The organism is Ligilactobacillus ruminis ATCC 27782, from assembly GCF_000224985.1.
Lineage (GTDB): Bacteria > Bacillota > Bacilli > Lactobacillales > Lactobacillaceae > Ligilactobacillus > Ligilactobacillus ruminis.
Map to the genome: position 1 here is coordinate 166,170 of NC_015975.1, position 17,916 is coordinate 184,085.

At 45.8% G+C, this 17,916-nt stretch carries 19 protein-coding genes; 15 read left to right on the top strand and 4 right to left on the bottom strand.

From position 1 onward, the window contains the following. Positions 1-133 precede the first annotated feature (133 nt). Positions 134-2,005: a heavy metal translocating P-type ATPase gene (locus LRC_RS00765; protein WP_014072756.1), complete on the bottom strand. Its 1,872-nt coding sequence runs from the start codon at positions 2,003-2,005 to the stop codon at positions 134-136. Positions 2,006-2,294: 289 nt separating this feature from the next. Between LRC_RS00765 and LRC_RS00770 the strand changes: the two genes are divergently transcribed. From LRC_RS00770 to LRC_RS00845, 15 genes are all read left to right on the top strand, one after another. Further along, on the top strand, positions 2,295-3,020 hold the full coding sequence (locus LRC_RS00770) for an IspD/TarI family cytidylyltransferase (RefSeq protein WP_014072757.1): 726 nt from the start codon (positions 2,295-2,297) through the stop codon (positions 3,018-3,020). Further along, on the top strand, positions 2,995-4,074 hold the full coding sequence (locus LRC_RS00775) for an NAD-dependent epimerase/dehydratase family protein (protein ID WP_258414381.1): 1,080 nt from the start codon (positions 2,995-2,997) through the stop codon (positions 4,072-4,074). Before LRC_RS00770 ends, LRC_RS00775 begins: the two co-directional genes overlap by 26 nt. Next, positions 4,075-4,545: a helix-turn-helix domain-containing protein gene (locus LRC_RS00780; protein ID WP_225354893.1), complete on the top strand. Its 471-nt coding sequence runs from the start codon at positions 4,075-4,077 to the stop codon at positions 4,543-4,545. Continuing rightward, entirely contained in the window at positions 4,523-5,359 is an 837-nt protein-coding gene (locus LRC_RS00785; protein ID WP_014072760.1) for a YitT family protein, read from the top strand. Before LRC_RS00780 ends, LRC_RS00785 begins: the two co-directional genes overlap by 23 nt. A gap of 88 nt (positions 5,360-5,447) precedes the next feature. Continuing rightward, positions 5,448-6,176 carry a TerC family protein gene (locus LRC_RS00790; protein WP_014072761.1) on the top strand — a complete coding sequence of 243 codons (729 nt, stop codon included), beginning with the start codon at positions 5,448-5,450 and terminating at the stop codon, positions 6,174-6,176. Between the two features lie 882 nt (positions 6,177-7,058). Further along, the gene (locus LRC_RS00800) at positions 7,059-7,592 is read left to right on the top strand and encodes a GNAT family N-acetyltransferase (RefSeq protein ID WP_014072762.1); all 534 of its coding nucleotides are present in this window, start codon (positions 7,059-7,061) and stop codon (positions 7,590-7,592) included. Between the two features lie 129 nt (positions 7,593-7,721). Continuing rightward, positions 7,722-8,537 carry a Cof-type HAD-IIB family hydrolase gene (locus tag LRC_RS00805; RefSeq protein ID WP_014072763.1) on the top strand — a complete coding sequence of 272 codons (816 nt, stop codon included), beginning with the start codon at positions 7,722-7,724 and terminating at the stop codon, positions 8,535-8,537. 39 nt (positions 8,538-8,576) lie between these two features. Next, positions 8,577-8,915: a thioredoxin gene (gene trxA, locus LRC_RS00810; protein WP_014072764.1), complete on the top strand. Its 339-nt coding sequence runs from the start codon at positions 8,577-8,579 to the stop codon at positions 8,913-8,915. Positions 8,916-9,364: 449 nt separating this feature from the next. Further along, the gene (locus tag LRC_RS00815; protein ID WP_014072765.1) at positions 9,365-9,724 is read left to right on the top strand and encodes a fluoride efflux transporter FluC; all 360 of its coding nucleotides are present in this window, start codon (positions 9,365-9,367) and stop codon (positions 9,722-9,724) included. Next, entirely contained in the window at positions 9,721-10,059 is a 339-nt protein-coding gene (gene crcB, locus LRC_RS00820; RefSeq protein WP_014072766.1) for a fluoride efflux transporter CrcB, read from the top strand. The genes LRC_RS00815 and crcB overlap by 4 nt, the downstream gene beginning before the upstream one ends. 34 nt (positions 10,060-10,093) lie before the next feature. Further along, positions 10,094-10,957 carry a DegV family protein gene (locus tag LRC_RS00825; RefSeq protein WP_014072767.1) on the top strand — a complete coding sequence of 288 codons (864 nt, stop codon included), beginning with the start codon at positions 10,094-10,096 and terminating at the stop codon, positions 10,955-10,957. Positions 10,958-11,560: 603 nt separating this feature from the next. Continuing rightward, a complete protein-coding gene (locus tag LRC_RS00830) occupies positions 11,561-12,235 on the top strand; it encodes a response regulator transcription factor (RefSeq protein WP_014072768.1) in 675 nt (224 codons plus the stop codon). Further along, complete coding sequence (locus LRC_RS00835; protein ID WP_014072769.1) at positions 12,232-13,188, top strand: sensor histidine kinase; 957 nt, start codon at positions 12,232-12,234, stop codon at positions 13,186-13,188. The genes LRC_RS00830 and LRC_RS00835 overlap by 4 nt, the downstream gene beginning before the upstream one ends. A gap of 97 nt (positions 13,189-13,285) precedes the next feature. Then, positions 13,286-14,032 (top strand): ABC transporter ATP-binding protein, encoded by a 747-nt coding sequence (locus tag LRC_RS00840; protein WP_041819762.1) that lies wholly within the window; start codon positions 13,286-13,288, stop codon positions 14,030-14,032. A 13-nt stretch (positions 14,033-14,045) separates the two neighbouring features. Next, a complete protein-coding gene (locus LRC_RS00845; RefSeq protein ID WP_014072771.1) occupies positions 14,046-15,971 on the top strand; it encodes an FtsX-like permease family protein in 1,926 nt (641 codons plus the stop codon). Between the two features lie 436 nt (positions 15,972-16,407). On the opposite strand, the gene LRC_RS00850 is transcribed toward LRC_RS00845, so the two are convergent. The 3 genes from LRC_RS00850 to LRC_RS00860 are packed head-to-tail and all read right to left on the bottom strand — an operon-like array spanning position 16,408 to position 17,908. After that, the gene (locus LRC_RS00850; protein WP_004563740.1) at positions 16,408-17,172 is read right to left on the bottom strand and encodes a 3-oxoacyl-ACP reductase; all 765 of its coding nucleotides are present in this window, start codon (positions 17,170-17,172) and stop codon (positions 16,408-16,410) included. Then, positions 17,169-17,396, bottom strand: a complete 228-nt coding sequence (locus LRC_RS00855; RefSeq protein WP_014072772.1) for a DUF2829 domain-containing protein — start codon at positions 17,394-17,396, stop codon at positions 17,169-17,171. The genes LRC_RS00850 and LRC_RS00855 overlap by 4 nt, the downstream gene beginning before the upstream one ends. A 20-nt stretch (positions 17,397-17,416) precedes the next feature. Then, complete coding sequence (locus tag LRC_RS00860; protein WP_014072773.1) at positions 17,417-17,908, bottom strand: QueT transporter family protein; 492 nt, start codon at positions 17,906-17,908, stop codon at positions 17,417-17,419. Positions 17,909-17,916: the final 8 nt, after the last annotated feature.

The window sequence follows — 17,916 nt, forward strand, 5'->3', positions numbered from 1 at the left end:
AATAGGTTCGGTATTCAAGGAAAATGAATTGATAGCAGTTAATCCGCATGATATAAATGATTTCAATCAAAAATAAAAACTCCAAACGTTGGATTCGACGTTTGGAGCGTAATAATATATAACAGATAAACTGTTAATTCATTGCCACATGACCGTTCATCTTGCCATGTGGCTTTTTATGATGATCGTTGTTGTCCTGATGATATTTTTCTTTCGAGTATCTTGCGCGCAGTCCCCACAAAATCGAAACGGTATCAACGACTTCCTGGAACATTGCGCCGACAAGGGCCGGAATAACGCCCGTACTTGCGATCAGCATCAAACCGATGCAGATGAAGATGCCGATCAAAACCGCCTGACGAGCAATGCGCATGGTATCTTGCGCAATTATGACGGCTTTGGAAACTTTTGACAAATCGTCTTTCAAAATAACGATGTCTGCCGATTCACTCGCAGCCGTTGATCCGTTGGCACCCATGGCGATTCCGACGTCTGCCGTTGCAAGCGAAGGAGCATCATTGACTCCGTCGCCGACCATGATGACGGGGCGCTTGTCTTTTGAAACGTTCTTCAAAGCGCTGATTTTGTCTGTTGGGAGCAGATCGGCCTTAACGTCGGTAATTCCGACTTGCGGAGCAATTTTTTCAGCAATCGCTTTTTGATCGCCCGTCAGCATGACGAGATGTTCAACGCCGTGTTCTTTCAGTGACTTCATGGTTTCCGGAGCTTCTTTACGGATATGATCAAGGAAAATCACGTATCCCCAAAGCGTGTCATCGACGGAGACGTAGATGGCAGTTTCAGGCAATGACTCCATTTTGTCCGTTGGAGCGACGTACTTGAGTTTTCCGACCATGACTTTGTGACCGTTGATTTGAGCTTTGATGCCCTTGCCGGTTTCTTCTTGCAACTCTTCCGGCGAATCGAGGTCGATTCCTTGTTCGTTTGCGTACGAAACGAGCGAACGCGCAAGAATGTGATTTGATGCCTGTTCTGAACTTGCCGCAAGTTCGAGCAGCTTGTTTTTATCAATGCCGTCCAACGCAACGACCGAATCAACCGTCAGTTTTCCGCTTGTAATGGTTCCGGTTTTGTCAAATGCAGCGGTTTTAGCCGTTGCGAGTTTTTCTAAGACGTCTCCCGTTTTGATGACGACACCGTTTCTTGATGAGCGACTCATCCCGGAAACGATGGCAACCGGTGCCGCCAAAATAAGCGGACAAGGCGAAGCAACGACCAGGACTTCTGCAAATCTGACCGGATCTTTTGAGATGAACCATGCAAGCCCTGCGATAATTACGGCAATCGCCGTGAACGGAACCGCATATCGATCGGCCATTCTGACGAATTTGCCGGGTTTGCTGTCGGCTTCTTTGACCAATTGAACCAAGCGTTGGTATTGACTGTCTTTAGCCAGTTTATCGACGACCATCGTTAAAGAAGCATCCCCGTTGACTGATCCGGAATAGATGTCATCACCGACTTTTTTGCTTACCGGAACTGATTCTCCGGTCAAAGAAGATTCGTCCAGACTGCTTTGACCAAGAATAACGTGACCATCGACCGGAACGAGTTCCCCCGGACGCACGACAAGCTTATCGCCGATGTTTGCTTCATCAACGGAAATGTCTTCGGTTTCATCCCCGTTCAAACGATGGGCGACATGCGGTGAATTGTCAAGCAGCGCCTTAAGTTCCGTGTGTGCTTTTTTCGAAGCGTAATCTTCAAGCGAATCGCCTCCGACAAGCATGATCAAAACGATCATGGAAGCCCAGTATTGACTTACCGCAAGCGTTGAGACAATCGCCATGATTGCCAAAAGGTCAACCCCGTAGTCTCCTGATTTAAGTGATTTGATCATTTCATATAGCATTGAAAGCGAGATGATGGATCCGACGATCGTAATCAGCGCTTGTGCAAGGAGCTGCTGTTTTAAGCCGAACTCCAAGATAAGCGCAACAAGGCCGATCCCCAAAATGATCCACAATTTTGTTGAGTGTTTCATTGTTTTTTCCTCCTTTGAGTGGAATCCCGTACGCTGATCCTTATTACGTCTCAAAGATAACACGAGATGAAAATAATGTAAACTAAAATGATTCTAAATAAAAATCATTCTCAATTGGGGCGCTGAAACGTTGATTTCACGGAGATTTGACAGAGATGGTTTAAAAACGTCAAATGAAAATGGTTATCAATTAGATATCAATCGGAGCTCTGCATTTGTAAAGAGAATCATAATTAAATTGTGGTATAATTTACATTATATGATTATTGCATCGAGAGAGGTTTTTAACATGAACATTGCTGTAATATTTGCCGGCGGCGTTGGCTCGCGAATGCGGAGCAAGGAGCGTCCGAAACAATTCTTGAACATGCATGGCAAGCCGATTATTATCCATACGCTCGAATTGTTTGAAAATCATCCTGAAATTGACGCGATCGTCGTTTCTTGCGTTAAAGATTGGATTCCTTACTTCAAGGATTTATTAGAGAAATATAACATCAAAAAGGTGAAAGAAGTCGTTGAAGGCGGAGCCACTGGGCAAGATTCCATTTACAACGGACTTTGTGCCGCAGAACGCGTTGCAAATGGTGAAGAATCCGTTGTGCTGATTCATGACGGCGTTCGTCCTTTGATTCGACCGAAGACGATTTCTGACAATATCGAATCGGTCAAAAAACGCGGAAGCTCAATTACGAGCGTTGTCGTAAAGGAAACCGTTCTTATGGTGGATGACGAAAACGGAATCGAAGAAGTTCCGGATCGGTCACGTTCGCGTCTAGCACGTGCGCCGCAAAGTTTTTGGCTTAAAGACATTATTGGTGCTCATCGGAAAGCAATTGCTGAAAACAAGCACGATTTCATTGACTCGTGCTCAATGATGCAATATTACGGACACAAGCTTTACCTCATCGAAGGACCGCAGGAAAACATCAAGATTACGACCCCCGATGATTTCTATACGATGCGTGCATTATTGGATGCAAGAGAGGATGAACAAATCTATGGCCTTGAATAACGTGTTGACGGAAGATTTGAATTCTCTCTTAACGAGTGAAATCGAGTGGAGCAATTTTAAAGATAAAAGAATTTTGGTAACGGGCGCAACGGGACTTGTCGGGTCAATGGTTGTCAGATCATTGATTTACGCAAACGAAAAATTAGATTTAGGTCTTGAAGTAATCGGACTGATTCGCAATCAAGCAAAGGCTGACAGGATATATGAAGGATGCATGGGAAAAGATGCTCTTTCTTTTTGTTTGGACGATCTTTCTGGTGATGAGCCGATTTCGTTAGAAGGAAAAGTCGATTATATCGTGCATGCCGCTGCGGTTACGACTTCTAAGGTAATGGTTTCTGATCCCGTAGGAACGATTGACGTTGCCTTGAAGGGAACCAAAAATATTTTAAACCTTGCTGTTGAAAAAGGAACAAAAGGCGTTGTCTATATTTCTTCAATGGAAATTTACGGTCAGTCTGCTGATCCTGAAGATACAAGGGAAAGTGATTTGGGTTATGTTGATCTGGCCGCTGTCAGGAGCTGCTATCCTGAAGGAAAGAGAATGTGCGAATGCATGTGTACTGCTTACGCCGCACAACATGGAATCAGAATCTCTTCTGCACGCTTGGCCCAAACATTTGGAGCAGGTATCCTGCCGACAGAAAATCGCGTATTTGCACAATTTGCAAGAAGTGCGCTCAGAGGAGAGGACATCGTTCTTAAGACGGAAGGCAAGTCTGAAGGAAACTATGTCTATACGATTGATGCGGTTAAAGCGATTTTGATGCTTTTGTACAAAGGTGAAGCAGGACAGGCTTACAACGTAGCCAACGAATCGAGCCACACGACTATCAGAAAAATGGCTGAGCTGGTCTCGAAAACGTTATCTCAGGAAAAGTCAAAGGTTGTGATTGATATTCCTGCTGACTCAAAGAAACTGGGATATGCACCTGACGTTAAGATGAAATTGAATTCTGACAAAATAGAGGCGCTTGGTTGGAAACCGACAGTTGGACTTACCGATGCATATCGCAGAATGGCTGAATGGATGAAGGAACAAAAAATGATCTGATTGTCTGGATCATATAGAAAGCGGGGGATTGCCATGTTTCCGGAACGGATGCGTGCGCTTCGCAGGGGCTGTGGCCTGACGCTCGGTCAGCTTGCGGATGCGCTGAACGAAATGGATGTTTCATACAACCAAAAGAAAAATACCAGGTCGCAGCTCAGCAAGTGGGAATGCGGCGTCAATACTCCGACCTATCTTGATATCAGGCAGCTTGCAGAGTTTTTTGACGTTTCGACCGACTATTTGTGCGGTCGGGCAATCAAAAAGGTTGATTTGGTTGAAACCCTGGCTTCAAGCGCAGACGTTTGTTTTGGGGTACAAAAGCTTGATACGAAGGAAAAAGGCGAGCTTTATGAGCTGATCAAAGGTTTTCTGAAAGGAAGAAAGGAACGAGGCTTGCGCGGAACCGTTGAAGAAAACGGCGACATGCAGCTGAATCTGGAGAATTTTGATGAAGAAGACGATCGTTGTTAATTTACTGCTGAATACTGTGGGAGCGTTTTTGTACACCGTTGCAATCAACGGTTTTTTGATTTCGAATCATCTGGGCGAAGGCGGCGTGACCGGTCTCATGACGATTTTCTACTACTGGCTGAAAATTGCGCCGAGCGTGACGAACATCGTGTTGAACGGACTGCTGCTTCTGATCGGTTGGAAACTGCTGAACAAGCAGACCGTTTTTTATACGTTATATACGATTACGATGATTTCGGTCTTTTTGAAGTTGATCGGATCAATGCGTTTTCCGCTGCATGATCCTTTGGTGGCGGCACTGATCGGCGGAGCATTGATGGGAGTCGCAATGGGATTCATCATGAAGGGCGAGGGAACTTTAGCAGGTTCCACGATTCTTGCCAGAATCGTCAACAAGTTCTTCGGCATCAAAACAGGTTCTGCCATGCTTTGTTTTGATCTGATGGTGGCAATCCCGTCAGCGGTGATTATCGGTTTTGAAAACATGCTGCTGACGATTGTTGAACTGTATTTGTCAGCGGTAATATTGAACAAACTGCTTGCACAATTCGTGGAAAAACGCTCTTTGACGATCATCTCGGAACGTTTCAAAGAGCTGGCTTCGGCATTGTCCGATGCGACAAAGCAGGGCGTGACGATCATCGACGGTCACGGGTACGTCAGCGGACAAAAAAAGCAGCTGCTTTATTGCGTTTGCGACACGAAGGATCTGGTGAAATTGATGAACCTGATTACTGAGATTGATCCGAAAGCATTCGTCGTGATGGAAGAGGTCAGAAGTACGTATGGCAAAGACTTGTTGAGGATTCTGTAACTTACGAAAAATTTACAATTTGGAATATTCATTACACTGCTCGTTCATGTTAGAATTGATTTGAATAAATAGTAAGGGAGAACCGTGATTGTCACTAATTGAAAAACTGTATGGTCCGTTTTTTGATTTGGAAAATTGGAGGACGGTGATTACGTCTGGCGAGGACTGGATGATTATCCTCTCGCTTGTTTTGATTGAATGTTTGCTGTCGGTTGACAATGCGATCGTGCTTGTTGCGCAGACGCAAAAGCTTCCGGATAAGGTCCAACAGGAAAAATCCTTGTTTTACGGGTTGTGGGGAGCGTACGTCTTTCGCTTCATCATGATCGGACTCGGCGCATATTTGATCAATTTTTGGGAAGTCAAAGTTTTGGGCGCGTTGTATCTGATGTATCTGTCTTTGAACCACTTTTGGAAGATGCGTCATCCGGAATCGGTGCACCACCGGGAGAAAAAAGGGCGTTTTCAAATTTTGCCGCTCTTCTGGTCCGTAGTCGTGTCGATCGAATTGATGGATATGGTCTTTTCGATTGATTCGATTTTGGCTTCGCTTGCCATTTCGCCAAATCCAGTCATCGTTTTGATTGGTGGTCTGATCGGTATTTTGTGTATGCGAGGAATTGCGGAAGTCGTAATGAGACTGATGGAAATCCTGCCTGAACTTGAGGTGACGGCATATATTCTGATCGCATTGATTGCGGTCAAACTGTTCCTGACGATTCCGATGATAGATATCGAAATTCCGGCTGCACTGTTTGGCGGAATCGTGTTGGCTTCATTAGCGGTAACGGTTGTCGTGCATAAGATAAGAAATTAATAAGCAACTTTGAAGGATGGGAAAAACTCTGCCTCAAATTGAAAATCCGGATGACTTGCAATTAATTGCAAATCTAATCCGGGTTTTTGCGTATGCAGGCCCGGTTCCCTGTTATGCTTGAAATAAGGTTTTCATTTCCGTGTGTCAAAACGTCCAAAAATGGGACAGAGGCAGAGGGGGAAGTCTGATTTTTGTATGCCTGACTTCTCAAAATCGGGGCGTGCTGCCTCGAAAGTAGAACAAAAATCCAAAAAATTGGGAAAATGTTCTACCGACGCCACCAAAAACGGGGCACGCGGCCTTGAAAGTAGAATAAAAATCCAAAAAATTGAGAAAATGTTCTACCGACGCCACCAAAAACGGGGCACGCTGCCTTGAAAGTAGAATAAAAATCCAAAAAATTGAGAAAATGTTCTACTCGTTTGCCTTCGCCAAAGCAGTGTGGTCTCAGATTACGGGCAAATCTCAAGAATCAGCGTTTTGCCCGTAACGGAGGGCTGCATTTTACGGGCAGATTTCAAAAATCGCTGTTTTGCCCGTAACAGAGGGCTGCATTTTACGGGCAGATTTCAATAATCGGCGTTTTGCCCGTAACGGAGGGTTGCATTTTACGGGCAGATTTCAATAATCGGCATTTTGCCCGTAACGGAGGGCTGCATTTTACGGGCAGATTTCAATAATCGGAATTTTGCCCGTAACGGGGGGCCGGTATTTACGGTCAAATCTCAAAAATTGGCGTTTTGCCCGTAAGCCAGGCCTGACTCATTGATTGAGCAGGCGCTGCGCAGTTCTGTATTTGACAAAAAAGTTTGTTTTCATTTAATTCAATAGGAAAATGGGACTTTTTTCCCGGCTTCTTTTTGAAATCAAGGAGGAATCAGGATGCTGATCGAAAGACTGAATATTTTATTGCCTTACCAAGTGAGACGCTTGACAGAAGAAGACGGTGATGAAATTTTTGCCTTGCAAAGAAGACATCCCGAATATCATGCGCTGTTTTTGAATCATAAAGTTAAAAAAGCAGACGTGTTAAGCGATCTGACGAGCATTCCGGAAGGTGTTTTGCCGGAAAACAAGTTTTATCTCGGAATGTATGATGTCGACAATCTCGTTGCGATTGCTGACGTCGTACTGAATTTTCCAACATCCAAAACCGCATGGCTGGGGCTGATCATGGTCGATTATGATGTCGTCGGTCAGGGAATCGGAGGAAAAATCATCGAAAAGCTGAAACAAGCATTGATGCGCGAACGTTTCAAACAGTTGTGCACGCTTGTTCCAATAGAATCTGATATCGGCTCTTTCTTTGATGCGCACGGTTTTTTAACGGGTGAAGAAATGCCGATGGGTGTTCGAGAAGACGGATGCGAAATTGTCGGAAAACTGAGGACCGTTGATTTGAATATAATCAAATAGAAGTGTTTATAATGATTTCTATGTCTTTATTAGGATGTTTATGTAATTATCGTTATTTTCATTGACTTATTGGTACAAATGATATACGATAGCCTTATGAAAACGTTTAAATTAAATGGAGGTACCGTTATGTATAAGCTTATCGTATGTGACATGGATGAAACTCTGCTTGCCGATAACAAGACGATTACTCCGAAAACCGTTGAAGCAATCAAGCGTGCCGTTAAAAAAGGCGTCCGTTTTTCACCGAATACCGGGCGCGGCTTCTTATCCGTGCAGGATGATCTTGAGAAACTGGGATTGAAGGATGTTTCGGGACAGTACGTCATCTCGAATAATGGGGCCGTAATCGTTGAAAATAAGAACAACAGAATCGTTAAAATGGAAACGATGAAGTTTGAAACCGTAAATGAGCTGTTTAGGCTTGGGATTGAACATCCTGAGTATTGCGTTCATATCTATACGCCCGACGAGTTATACATCTGGAATTTGAACGATGAAGAATTTGCTTATATTAACGGGCGACTTAACGATTATGAACAGCCGAAAGACGAAAGCATCGAATTTTTGAAGGAAAAGCAGATTACAAAGATCATCTTCAGCGTGCCGTCTGAAGGTGAACGCCTTGCACTGCAAAAATACGTTCAGGAAAACTTTGAAGAAATGAACATTACTTTTTCGTCTGATCGCTATATCGAGTTCAACTCAAAGAAAGCAGACAAGGGGCAGGCAGCTTTGCATCTTGGTGAGCTTTTGGGAATCAAGCCGGAAGAAATCATCGCAATCGGTGACAACGGCAACGATGTTCCGATGATCAAGGCAGCCGGCTTGGGCGTATCAGTGGCCAACGGCCGTGAATTTGTCAAAGAAATCGCAGACTACGTGACGGAAGCAGACAACAACCACAATCCTGTGGCTGAAGTGATCGAAAAGTTTATTGATTAGGGGCTGATGTGTTATACTCATTTCAGATGAGGTGATCAGATGGCAAAAAAAACGAATGAGTACGCGTTTGCAGAAGACATCAAACAGGCACCGCTCGTGGTCGTTGACTTCTTTGCGGATTGGTGCGGACCCTGCAAGATGATGGCACCGGTGCTTGAACAGCTTGAGCGCGATTTTTCGGCTAAGGAATATCGCGGGCAGGTCAAGTTTTTGAGCGTTGACGTCGAGCATCAAAGAAAGCTTGCCGAAGATCGCAACGTGATGAATCTGCCGACTTTGATGATTTTTGAAAACGGCGTGGCCAAGGAGAAGGTCGTCGGGTACCGCAAGTACGGCGATCTGAAGAGGTATCTCAAAGAGAAGCTTGCGGAGTGTTAGAAGCTGTGAAAAATTATGCTTCAAATAAAAAAACCGGATGATTTGCAAGCAATTGCAATCTAATCCGGTTTTTTGCGTATGCATGACAATCGCCGAAAAGAGGCTGGCGTCAAATTTGAATGAGAGCTTGGCGCGCTGATTTGGCGGGCACTGCATTTGGCAAAATCACTGCCGTTTACGGACACATTGATGAAAATGGCCACTTTGTCCGTAAATTTGAATGAGATTTTGACTGAACTGCTTGCGCGGCGTCTCCTTTAAAAAAGCCGTACAAATTCAATCGAAAATCGACCGTCTTCGTTCGGCATTTCATTTGATTCAAGCAGGAAACTGGACTTTTTTCTCAGCCTCTTTTTTGCGTGAAAAATGAGTCAAAATTGTCGTGGATCTCTGAAATGTCGACATGAACAGGTGACAGGAGTATACTTAGTAGTCATGGGGTGATTTTTGTGAAACTGGCTGAAAATATCAGCGTTGCATGCTTTGCATTTTTCGGTGGAGCAATGCGATACGTGCTGTCACAGGATTTCTGTGCGGCGGGGACATTGATTGCCAACCTGTGCGGATGTTTTTTGCTGTCGTTCATAACGTTTTTCGTTATCAAACGTGCCAAGTGGCCGTCCTGGCTGACGACCGGGTTAGGAACCGGCATGATTGGAGCGTTGACCACTTTTTCGACGTTTTCGTTTGAAACGGTGGCATTTTTGCAGCAAGGAGCCGTTTTGATCGGCGTAACGTATTGGCTAGTCAACTTGTGCGGTGGCCTGCTTTTTGCGGCACTAGGCTGCGCATTGGGAGGAAAATTATGATAATTACGGGCATCGGTGCAGCAATCGGGGCACTTGTTCGCTATAACCTGACTGCATTCATCAAAGGAAAACTTGGCACGAATTTTCCGATTGCAACGCTCATCATCAATCTGACCGGAGCCTTTTTGCTTGGAATCGTCAAGGATACTGAGGTTGCGCTTCTTGTCGGGACCGGCATTCTCGGCGGCTATACGACGTTTTCGACTTATAACGTCGAGCTGTTGACGCTGATCAGAAACAAAGCCTGGAGCAAGGCCTGTTCCTACTTTGTTTTGAGCGGCATCTTCGGTCCTGTTGCGGCTTTTATCGGTTGGTATCTGGCTGGTTTGTGTTAGAATGGAAGTATTATAAAAGTGAAAGGTGTTTAAAATGAAGATTGCTGTTTTAACGGACAGTTCTGCGGCACTGACGCCGACCGAAACCGCCGCGTTGCATGTGGCGACTCTGCATTTGCCAATAACACTGGGAAATGCAGAGTATCGCGAGAGCCTCGATGCTTCTGACGAAACGATTATTCGCCGTGCCAAATTGTCCAGAGACATCTTGAGCCTGGGGCAGAATTCTCTGCAGGAAATCGGCGAAATTGTGCACAAACTCAGCGAACAAGGCTATGATGCATGCGTTGCCATCCATATTTCAAGCGGAATTTCCGGACTTGGAGGCAACCTTGTCACATACTCGAACATGCGCGAATGCCCGATTCCGCTTTATGTGTTTGACTCGCGTGCTACAGGGATTTCGCAAAAGCATCAGGTCTTGCTTGCATGCGCGCTTGCCAAAGCAGGATTTTCTCCGGAAGACATCTTAAGCAAGTTGGCCGTTTTTCGAAAATCTCAGCAAACGTACCTGTTCGTAAACGATGTGCATACTCTGCTTAAGACGGGGCACATCTCAAACCATCTTCCAAGCGTCGTTCCGGTCAAAACCTTGTTGCGTTTCAATGAGGACGGCTGTCTTGAACTTGAGGGAAAAGTTTTGCTGATGAAAAATACTTATGAAGATCTTGCTGAAAAACTCGAATTTCAGCTGCGCCTGATGGGCAGCGATTTTTCTTTCGGCATGATGTATGATGAAACGGCAGCTTCTGACTGGAGCATCATTGACGAAAAACTGCATACTGATTTTCCGCGTCTTCACATCGAACGGATGTCGATGAAACCGTCGCTTTGGTCATATGCGGGGAAAAAGAGCGCGCTGCTTTCGTTTGAACCGGATTGGAAATTATATGTTTGATATTTGACAAGAAACGTCGGGTTGCTGTAAGTGGCCGGGCGCTTTTTTGCGTGTTTGCGGGATGTTTAGATGCAGTGCCCGCGGAGCAAAAGCCGGCCGATGGGTGCGCGCGGTATCGAAAGTAGACAAAAAACGAGTAAAATGTCTGAATCTTGTCTACCGATCCGACCGAAATCGGTGCGCACGGAGGCAAAAGTAGACAAAAACCGAGCAAAGTGTCTGAAATTTGTCTACCGATCCGACCGAAATCGGTGAGCACGGAGGCAAAAGTAGACAAAAACCGAGCAAAGTGTCTGAAATTTGTCTACCGATCCGACCGAAATCGGTGCGCACGGAGGCAAAAGTAGACAAAAACCGAGCAAAATGTCTGAAATTTGTCTACCGACCCGACCGAAATCGGTGCGCGCGGAGGCAAAAGTAGACAAAAATTGATTAAAATGCCTGAAATTTGTCTACCGCCCCGACGAAGACAGCGCGCAGATCCGAAAACAGACCTGACTCAGTCGTCCGCACCAAAACCACACTCCCAGAAATAATAAAAGCAAGCGTGCACGTTTCGATCCGTGGTACACTATACCCATGTGGAGGAACAAAGAAGAAACAATGAGGAAGATATTTATTATTGAAGATGAACAAGATATCATTCAGGCCGTTCATGATGAACTGAAAAAGTGGGGATACGACGTGACCGGCGTTTCGGACTGGGACAACATGATAGCGGAAGTCAAGAAAGCCGATCCCGTTTTGATTTTGATGGACATTACGCTTCCGATGTATGACGGTTTTTACTGGACGCAGCAGATCAGGTCCTTTTCACAGGTGCCGATTATTTTTATTTCGGCCGCCGATTTTGATCAAAATGCCGTGAGGGCGCTGATGATCGGTGCGGATGATTATCTGGTCAAGCCGTTTGCGATGGATCTTTTGACGGCGAAGGTTCAGGCCGTGCTTCGCCGTGTAAATGCAGTGCAGGAAAAGAGTCTGGAAAAATTTGGCTGCGAACTCAATTTGTTGACCAACGATCTGGATTTTCAAGGAGAAAGCGTCAGACTGACACCGACTGAGGGGCTGATCATGAAGCTGCTCATGCTGAATGCAAACCAGACGGTCAGCAAGAAGAAAATGATTTCGGCATTGTGGCAAGGAAACAACTTTATCGACGAAAATGCGCTAAACGTCAACTTGAGCAGGTTGCGCGGCAAGCTTTCGACTCTTGAAGGACCGCTCCAGATTACGACGATCAGGGGCCAGGGCTATCGCTTGGAGGAAAAATTATGATCAGGAAATATTTGGCGGACTGCTGGTCGACATTGATCGTATATTTGTTCTGCGTGGCTGTCTTTGCGCTTTTTTGCGTGCTTTATGATTTGAAATTCAGTTTGATCGGCGACTTCGTGCGTTTTACCTGGCTCGTAGCGGTCGGTGCTGCATTTTTTAAAACCTTGCGGACGTTTCGAATTCTCAGACGCATTGAAAATGGAAATATTGACGAATCTTTTGGCAGGACGCTCGTTGAAAGAGAATTCTTGCGCAAGATGAGTGAAGAAAAGGACAATCTTAATCAGCGCGCGCAAAAACTTGAGCATGAGTTCAAAGAGCGTTACGATTATCTGATTGTCTGGAGTCATGAGATGAAGACGCCGCTTACGGCACTGAAGCTGATGGCCGATGCGGCGGATGTCGTGGACAGCGCGCGCGTGCAAAAGCAGGTTGATAATGCCGAATATCAGTTGAATCTGCTGCTTAATTATGAGCGTTTGTCCGATTTTAACCATGACATCGAGTTCGTTTCGATTGATCTGCTTGAGCTCGTGCAGCAGATTTTGCGCGAAAACATGACGTTTTTCGTCGACAAAAACCTGACGCTTGACGTGGCGGTGCCGCATGAAAAGCTTTTGACCGACAAGAAGTGGATGTCATTCATCTTGGAGCAGATTTTGGTTAATGCCAACAAATACAGTGCTCCGCATCAGCAGATCATGATCGGGTACAACGATGGCGTGCTTTTCATCCAAGATGAAGGAATCGGCATTTCGCAATCCGATCTGCCAAAAATCTTTGAAGCAGGATTCACCGGTGAAAACGGCAGAAAGCACGGTGCCGCAACTGGAATGGGGCTTTATATCGTCAAACGGGTCAGCGAATTTTTGAAGATCGACGTTGCGGTCGATTCAAAACTGGGAGCGGGGACCGTTGTCAGACTGGATTTGAATCGGATTCTGGATTTATAAAAAATAACAAACTGTAAGGTTCCTGTCGCACATGTAACTATGATTGCGGTGGGAATCTTTTTATAATAAAGGAGTAATGAAACAGGAGGTATGAAAAATGAGTATTTTAGTGTTGAACCATGTCAGTAAATCATTCGGCAAAGGGGACAGTCAAGTTACCGCATTGCGCGATATCAGATTCAGCGTTGAAGAAGGGGAATATGTTGCCATCATGGGGGAATCAGGTGCCGGCAAATCGACGCTTTTGAATATCATCGCAACGCTTGAAACGGCAACGGGCGGTCAGATCGCGCTCAATAATCAGGATCTGTCAAAGCTCAAGGAAAAGGAAAAAGCAGCGTTCAGACGTCAGCATTTGGGATTTGTCTTCCAAAATTTCAACTTGCTTGACACGTTCAACAATCGCGACAACATCTTTTTGCCGCTCGTTTTGAACAAAGTATCGCATAAGGAAATGGAAAAGCGCCTTGAACCTTTGGCAAAGGAGCTTGAAATTGAGCAATTGCTCGATCGTTATCCGTACGAAATTTCCGGTGGTCAAAAACAGCGCGTGGCAGCCGCCAGAGCATTAATCACGAATCCTGATCTTCTGTTGGCCGATGAACCGACCGGAGCGCTCGATTCTCAAAATACGAAGCGCCTGCTTGTGTTGTTTGACAGAGTCAATAGGCAGGGACAGACGATTCTGATGGTTACCCACAGTTCGCAGGCCGCAAGCTACGCCAACAGAACGCTGTTTATCAAGGACGGCATCATTTATCACGAGCTTTACCGCGGGGACATGTCGCAAAAAGACTATGCTAAAAAGATTTCGGACAGCATGACCGTTTTGACGGCTGAATAAGGGGGAAAAAGGGATGTTGAAACTTAAACTTGCAAGACAGACCATCAGCAAAAACTTGCAGCTTTATTTGCCGTTCCTTTTGGCAAATGCAGTGCTGGTCGGAATCAACTACATTTTCTTTTCAATGACGACGAATAAAAGTCTTGAAAAGCAAAATTACGGATCCTTTTTGATTCAGCTGATGAACATCGGACTTGTCTTCACCATGGCAATCACTTTCTTCTTCATGATCTACATCAACGGCATCGTCAGCCGCCGTCGGAATCACGAACTTGGCCTTTACAGCATTTTGGGGATGACAAGATCTGATCTTGGAAAAATGATTTTTTTCATTGATGCGATCATGTTTGCCGCAAGCTCAGTTCTGGGGCTTGTTTTTGGAGCAACTTTCGTCAAATTCGTCGGACTCGGGTTGAAAAAATTGCTTGAGATGGAACGCTTGAATGTGCCGGTGTTCAGCTCTGTCGCAGCTATCATCTGCATCGGATATTTTGCAGCCGTGTATTTTATATTGCTCTTGGGCGATTTGTGGCGCTTGCGCTCGGTCAACCCGCTTGACTTGTGGAAAGCAACCAATAAGCGAGAAAAAGAACCGCGCGGCTCATGGATCTTCGGAATTGCGGGCGTTGTCGCGCTTTGCACCGGATATGCGATTGCAGTCAGAATGAAAGTTTCAATGGATGGCGTAAAGAGCTTCATGTTGGCCGTTGTTCTTGTCGTAATCGGAACTTACCTGGTTTTCATCGCATTTTCGATCATTTTCTTGAAGATGCTCAGAAAAAACAAAAGCTTCTATTATAGGCGCAATCACTTCATTTCCGTTTCAGGGATGATTTATCGAATGAAGCAAAACGGTGCAAGTCTTGCTTCAATCTGCCTGCTTTTGACGACGGCGCTTGTTGCGATCGTGACGACCGGAACCTTGCGCCTCTCGCAAGAAGCAACGATCAAGCTTTACAATCCGTACGACGTGGTGATGACCAAGAAAACGCCGATCAGTCATGCCGACAAAATGATGATTCAAAGCAGGGCAAAAGACAATCATGTCACGGTCGGAAAATACGTCAACATGACGATGACAGGACCAATTTATGGCAATTTTTCAGGCAGCGCTTATTCTGTCAGCAAGACAGTTGACATGAGCACCGAAAATCAGCTGTTTGCAGTGCCGGTAGCCGATTACAACCGAATTCAAAAGCAAAACGTGCATTTGGCAAAAGACGAAATTTTGATGTGCTCTTCAAAGGGCGGATATGACAAAAACCGCCTCACGATCAAAGGGAAAACTTACAAGGTACGTCATATTGACAGTTTTGACTTCTACTTCGATTATCAACGGACAATCTTTAAGCCAATCTTCGTTTTTGCAAAAGACAAGACGGTTTGCGAGCAGATTTCCGGAAAATGGCTTTATGCAATGGGGTACGATATTTCCGGAAAGAAATCTGACTTGAAAAAATATACGGTGGGACTGGAAAACAGCCAAGGAACTTATATTCATATGGATTCTTTCTCGGATCGCCCATTGGTTTCGGAAATATTCAATCAGGTGTATGGCGGACTCCTTTTTATCGGAATCTTCGTCAGCATCGTCATGCTGATCGCTACCGTCGTCGTTATGTACTACAAGCAGATTTTGGAAGGCTACGCAGATCGCGATCGCTTCAAAACGATGCAGCAGGTCGGATTAAGCAGAGAAGAAACAAAATCAGCCATCAACAGTCAGGTTTTGACAGTCTTCATGTTCCCGATCATCGGTGCGGCCGTTAACGTCGGCTTTGCGATTCCGGCCATCCGGAAGATGCTGGTCTTACTGGCGATGTATGACAAGTTGCTGCTCGTCAAGTTTGGAATTGTTTCTTTAGCAGTAACGTTCCTTGGATACGTTGCAGTCTACAAGCTGACGACAAACGTCTATGAAAACATTGTAAACAGATGATGATCAAAGACCGCATGGGGATGCGGCCTTTTTTGATTTTTGATGTATAAGAAGCTATTTTTTCAAATGCAGCACACGCTCAATCAGTACGTCAAGAAGTGATTACGGTTTGGGAATGTTTGTCCGTAAAAATAAGCAGAAACCGGATGCCATTGCGCATCCCAGCGCGCGGAGGCAAAAGTAGACAAAAACCGAGCAAAATGTCTGAAATTTGTCTACCGACCACTAAAAATGGTCCGCGCATCCCCGAAAGTAGGCCCAAAAATTGGAAAAATAGTCTATCAGGGCGGCCAAATTAAGTTCCCGCAACTATCCCAACCAGACTGCACCGCCCCAAATGCTTCCCCGCAGCTCCAACACTTGCCGCCCCTAACACTCTCTCCCAAAATATGCACAAAAAAGCCGCAGCTCCCACGCTGCGACTTCTCAAAATTATCTATTTTTCCACCCAGCCGCCGTCGATCGGGACGTTTGCGCCATGAATGTAGTCGGCCCGCGGGCTCGCCAAAAACAGCGTCAATTCTGCCACTTCTTCAGGTTTGGCCCAACGGCCAGCTGGCGTTTCTTCTGCAACTTGCCTGGCCATGTGAGCATCTCCTGCAAAATCGGCGGCATTCATCGGCGTGTTGATGGCGCCGGGTGCGATGCTGCAGGCACGGATGCCGCTTTTGGCATAATCGTAGTCAAGCTGTTTGGTGTAGCCGATGATGGCATGTTTGGCCGCCGTGTATGCCGCCCCGCCACCGCCGGCTACCATGCCTGCGATTGAAGCCATGTTGATGATGACACCGTGCGATTGTTTCAGCATGGACGGCAGCACTGCATTTGTCAGGCGAAAGATGCTCTTCAAGTTCGTGTTCATGATCTTGTCCCACAACTCTTCATCGGTTTCCAAGGTGGGTTTATATGCATCAAGGATTCCGGCCGTGTTCAGCAAGATTTCGCATCCCCCTAGAAAATGCAGAGCCGCATCAGCAAACTGCTTGACTTGTTCAAGTTCGGTGACGTCGCAGAGCTTGAAACGAAACGTTTGCGGAAAACGTCGTTTCAGGTTTTTGACTGCTTCGTTATCGTTGATGTCGCCTCCGAAAACAAAGGCGCCCTCGAGCAGAAATTTTTCCGCTTGAGCGCGCCCGATTCCGGAAGCAACGCCAGTGACGATGACTGAAACGTTTTTAAATTCCGGATAATTTTTCATCATTCAACGATCTCCCAGTCATCTGCCAAGACGTCGCATGAAGTCGGCATAAATTGTGAAAGCGCCGGTTTTTCCTTGGTTCTGATCATAAGATAAGGATTGATTTCTTCGCCGTTCAGCGTGTCGCCGGAAACGACGAAGACATATTCTTCACAGGCGCCCCAGCCTTTTGTGCGGACGGCTTTTTTGCCTGCTTTGAGCTTCGGCAGAATTTCTTCAAAAGTCATGTTTGTTCCTTTCTTCGGAATTATTCGCTCAAGTCAATGACTTTGCTGATTCCGTAGACGATGATGGCCCCGATTGCCATGGAAATGAGTTCGCCGATTCCGACCGTCAGATAGGTCATCCAAAACGGTGCCTTGCTTACGAAATAAAGTTCCAAAGCAACGCTCCATGACATGAGGGCACAGATGATTACGCAGATTGCAAGTTTCTTCGGAACGGATTCGACGTTTCGGGTCAAGTAGTAGCTGAGACTCGTCATCACGAGCGTTCCGAGCGAACCGAAGATGACGTCGACCACTCCGAGCGGCGAAGTCAGGTTGGCGATTGCGCATCCGAGCGTCACGGCCCAGATGTAGCGCTTGTTGAACACGGACAAGTTGTTGAACAATTCCGACAGGCGCAGCTGGACGGCACCGAAACTAAACGGTGCAAGCAATAAGGTAATGGCAACATAAAGGCCTGCAACCACGCCCGCTTTGGCGAGATTTGCGACCTTGCTTTGAGTATTTGACATAACGATAA

What these genes read in the sequence shown, in the direction of transcription:
- LRC_RS00765 (WP_014072756.1), bottom strand. Translation starts at nt 2,005, where the DNA reads ATGAAACACTCAACAAAATTGTGGATCATTTTGGGGATCGGCCTTGTT.
- LRC_RS00770 (WP_014072757.1), top strand. Translation starts at nt 2,295, where the DNA reads ATGAACATTGCTGTAATATTTGCCGGCGGCGTTGGCTCGCGAATGCGG.
- LRC_RS00775 (WP_258414381.1), top strand. Translation starts at nt 2,995, where the DNA reads ATGAACAAATCTATGGCCTTGAATAACGTGTTGACGGAAGATTTGAAT.
- LRC_RS00785 (WP_014072760.1), top strand. Translation starts at nt 4,523, where the DNA reads ATGAAGAAGACGATCGTTGTTAATTTACTGCTGAATACTGTGGGAGCG.
- LRC_RS00800 (WP_014072762.1), top strand. Translation starts at nt 7,059, where the DNA reads ATGCTGATCGAAAGACTGAATATTTTATTGCCTTACCAAGTGAGACGC.
- LRC_RS00805 (WP_014072763.1), top strand. Translation starts at nt 7,722, where the DNA reads ATGTATAAGCTTATCGTATGTGACATGGATGAAACTCTGCTTGCCGAT.
- trxA (WP_014072764.1), top strand. Translation starts at nt 8,577, where the DNA reads ATGGCAAAAAAAACGAATGAGTACGCGTTTGCAGAAGACATCAAACAG.
- crcB (WP_014072766.1), top strand. Translation starts at nt 9,721, where the DNA reads ATGATAATTACGGGCATCGGTGCAGCAATCGGGGCACTTGTTCGCTAT.
- LRC_RS00825 (WP_014072767.1), top strand. Translation starts at nt 10,094, where the DNA reads ATGAAGATTGCTGTTTTAACGGACAGTTCTGCGGCACTGACGCCGACC.
- LRC_RS00830 (WP_014072768.1), top strand. Translation starts at nt 11,561, where the DNA reads ATGAGGAAGATATTTATTATTGAAGATGAACAAGATATCATTCAGGCC.
- LRC_RS00835 (WP_014072769.1), top strand. Translation starts at nt 12,232, where the DNA reads ATGATCAGGAAATATTTGGCGGACTGCTGGTCGACATTGATCGTATAT.
- LRC_RS00840 (WP_041819762.1), top strand. Translation starts at nt 13,286, where the DNA reads ATGAGTATTTTAGTGTTGAACCATGTCAGTAAATCATTCGGCAAAGGG.
- LRC_RS00845 (WP_014072771.1), top strand. Translation starts at nt 14,046, where the DNA reads ATGTTGAAACTTAAACTTGCAAGACAGACCATCAGCAAAAACTTGCAG.
- LRC_RS00850 (WP_004563740.1), bottom strand. Translation starts at nt 17,172, where the DNA reads ATGATGAAAAATTATCCGGAATTTAAAAACGTTTCAGTCATCGTCACT.
- LRC_RS00855 (WP_014072772.1), bottom strand. Translation starts at nt 17,396, where the DNA reads ATGACTTTTGAAGAAATTCTGCCGAAGCTCAAAGCAGGCAAAAAAGCC.
- LRC_RS00860 (WP_014072773.1), bottom strand. Translation starts at nt 17,908, where the DNA reads ATGTCAAATACTCAAAGCAAGGTCGCAAATCTCGCCAAAGCGGGCGTG.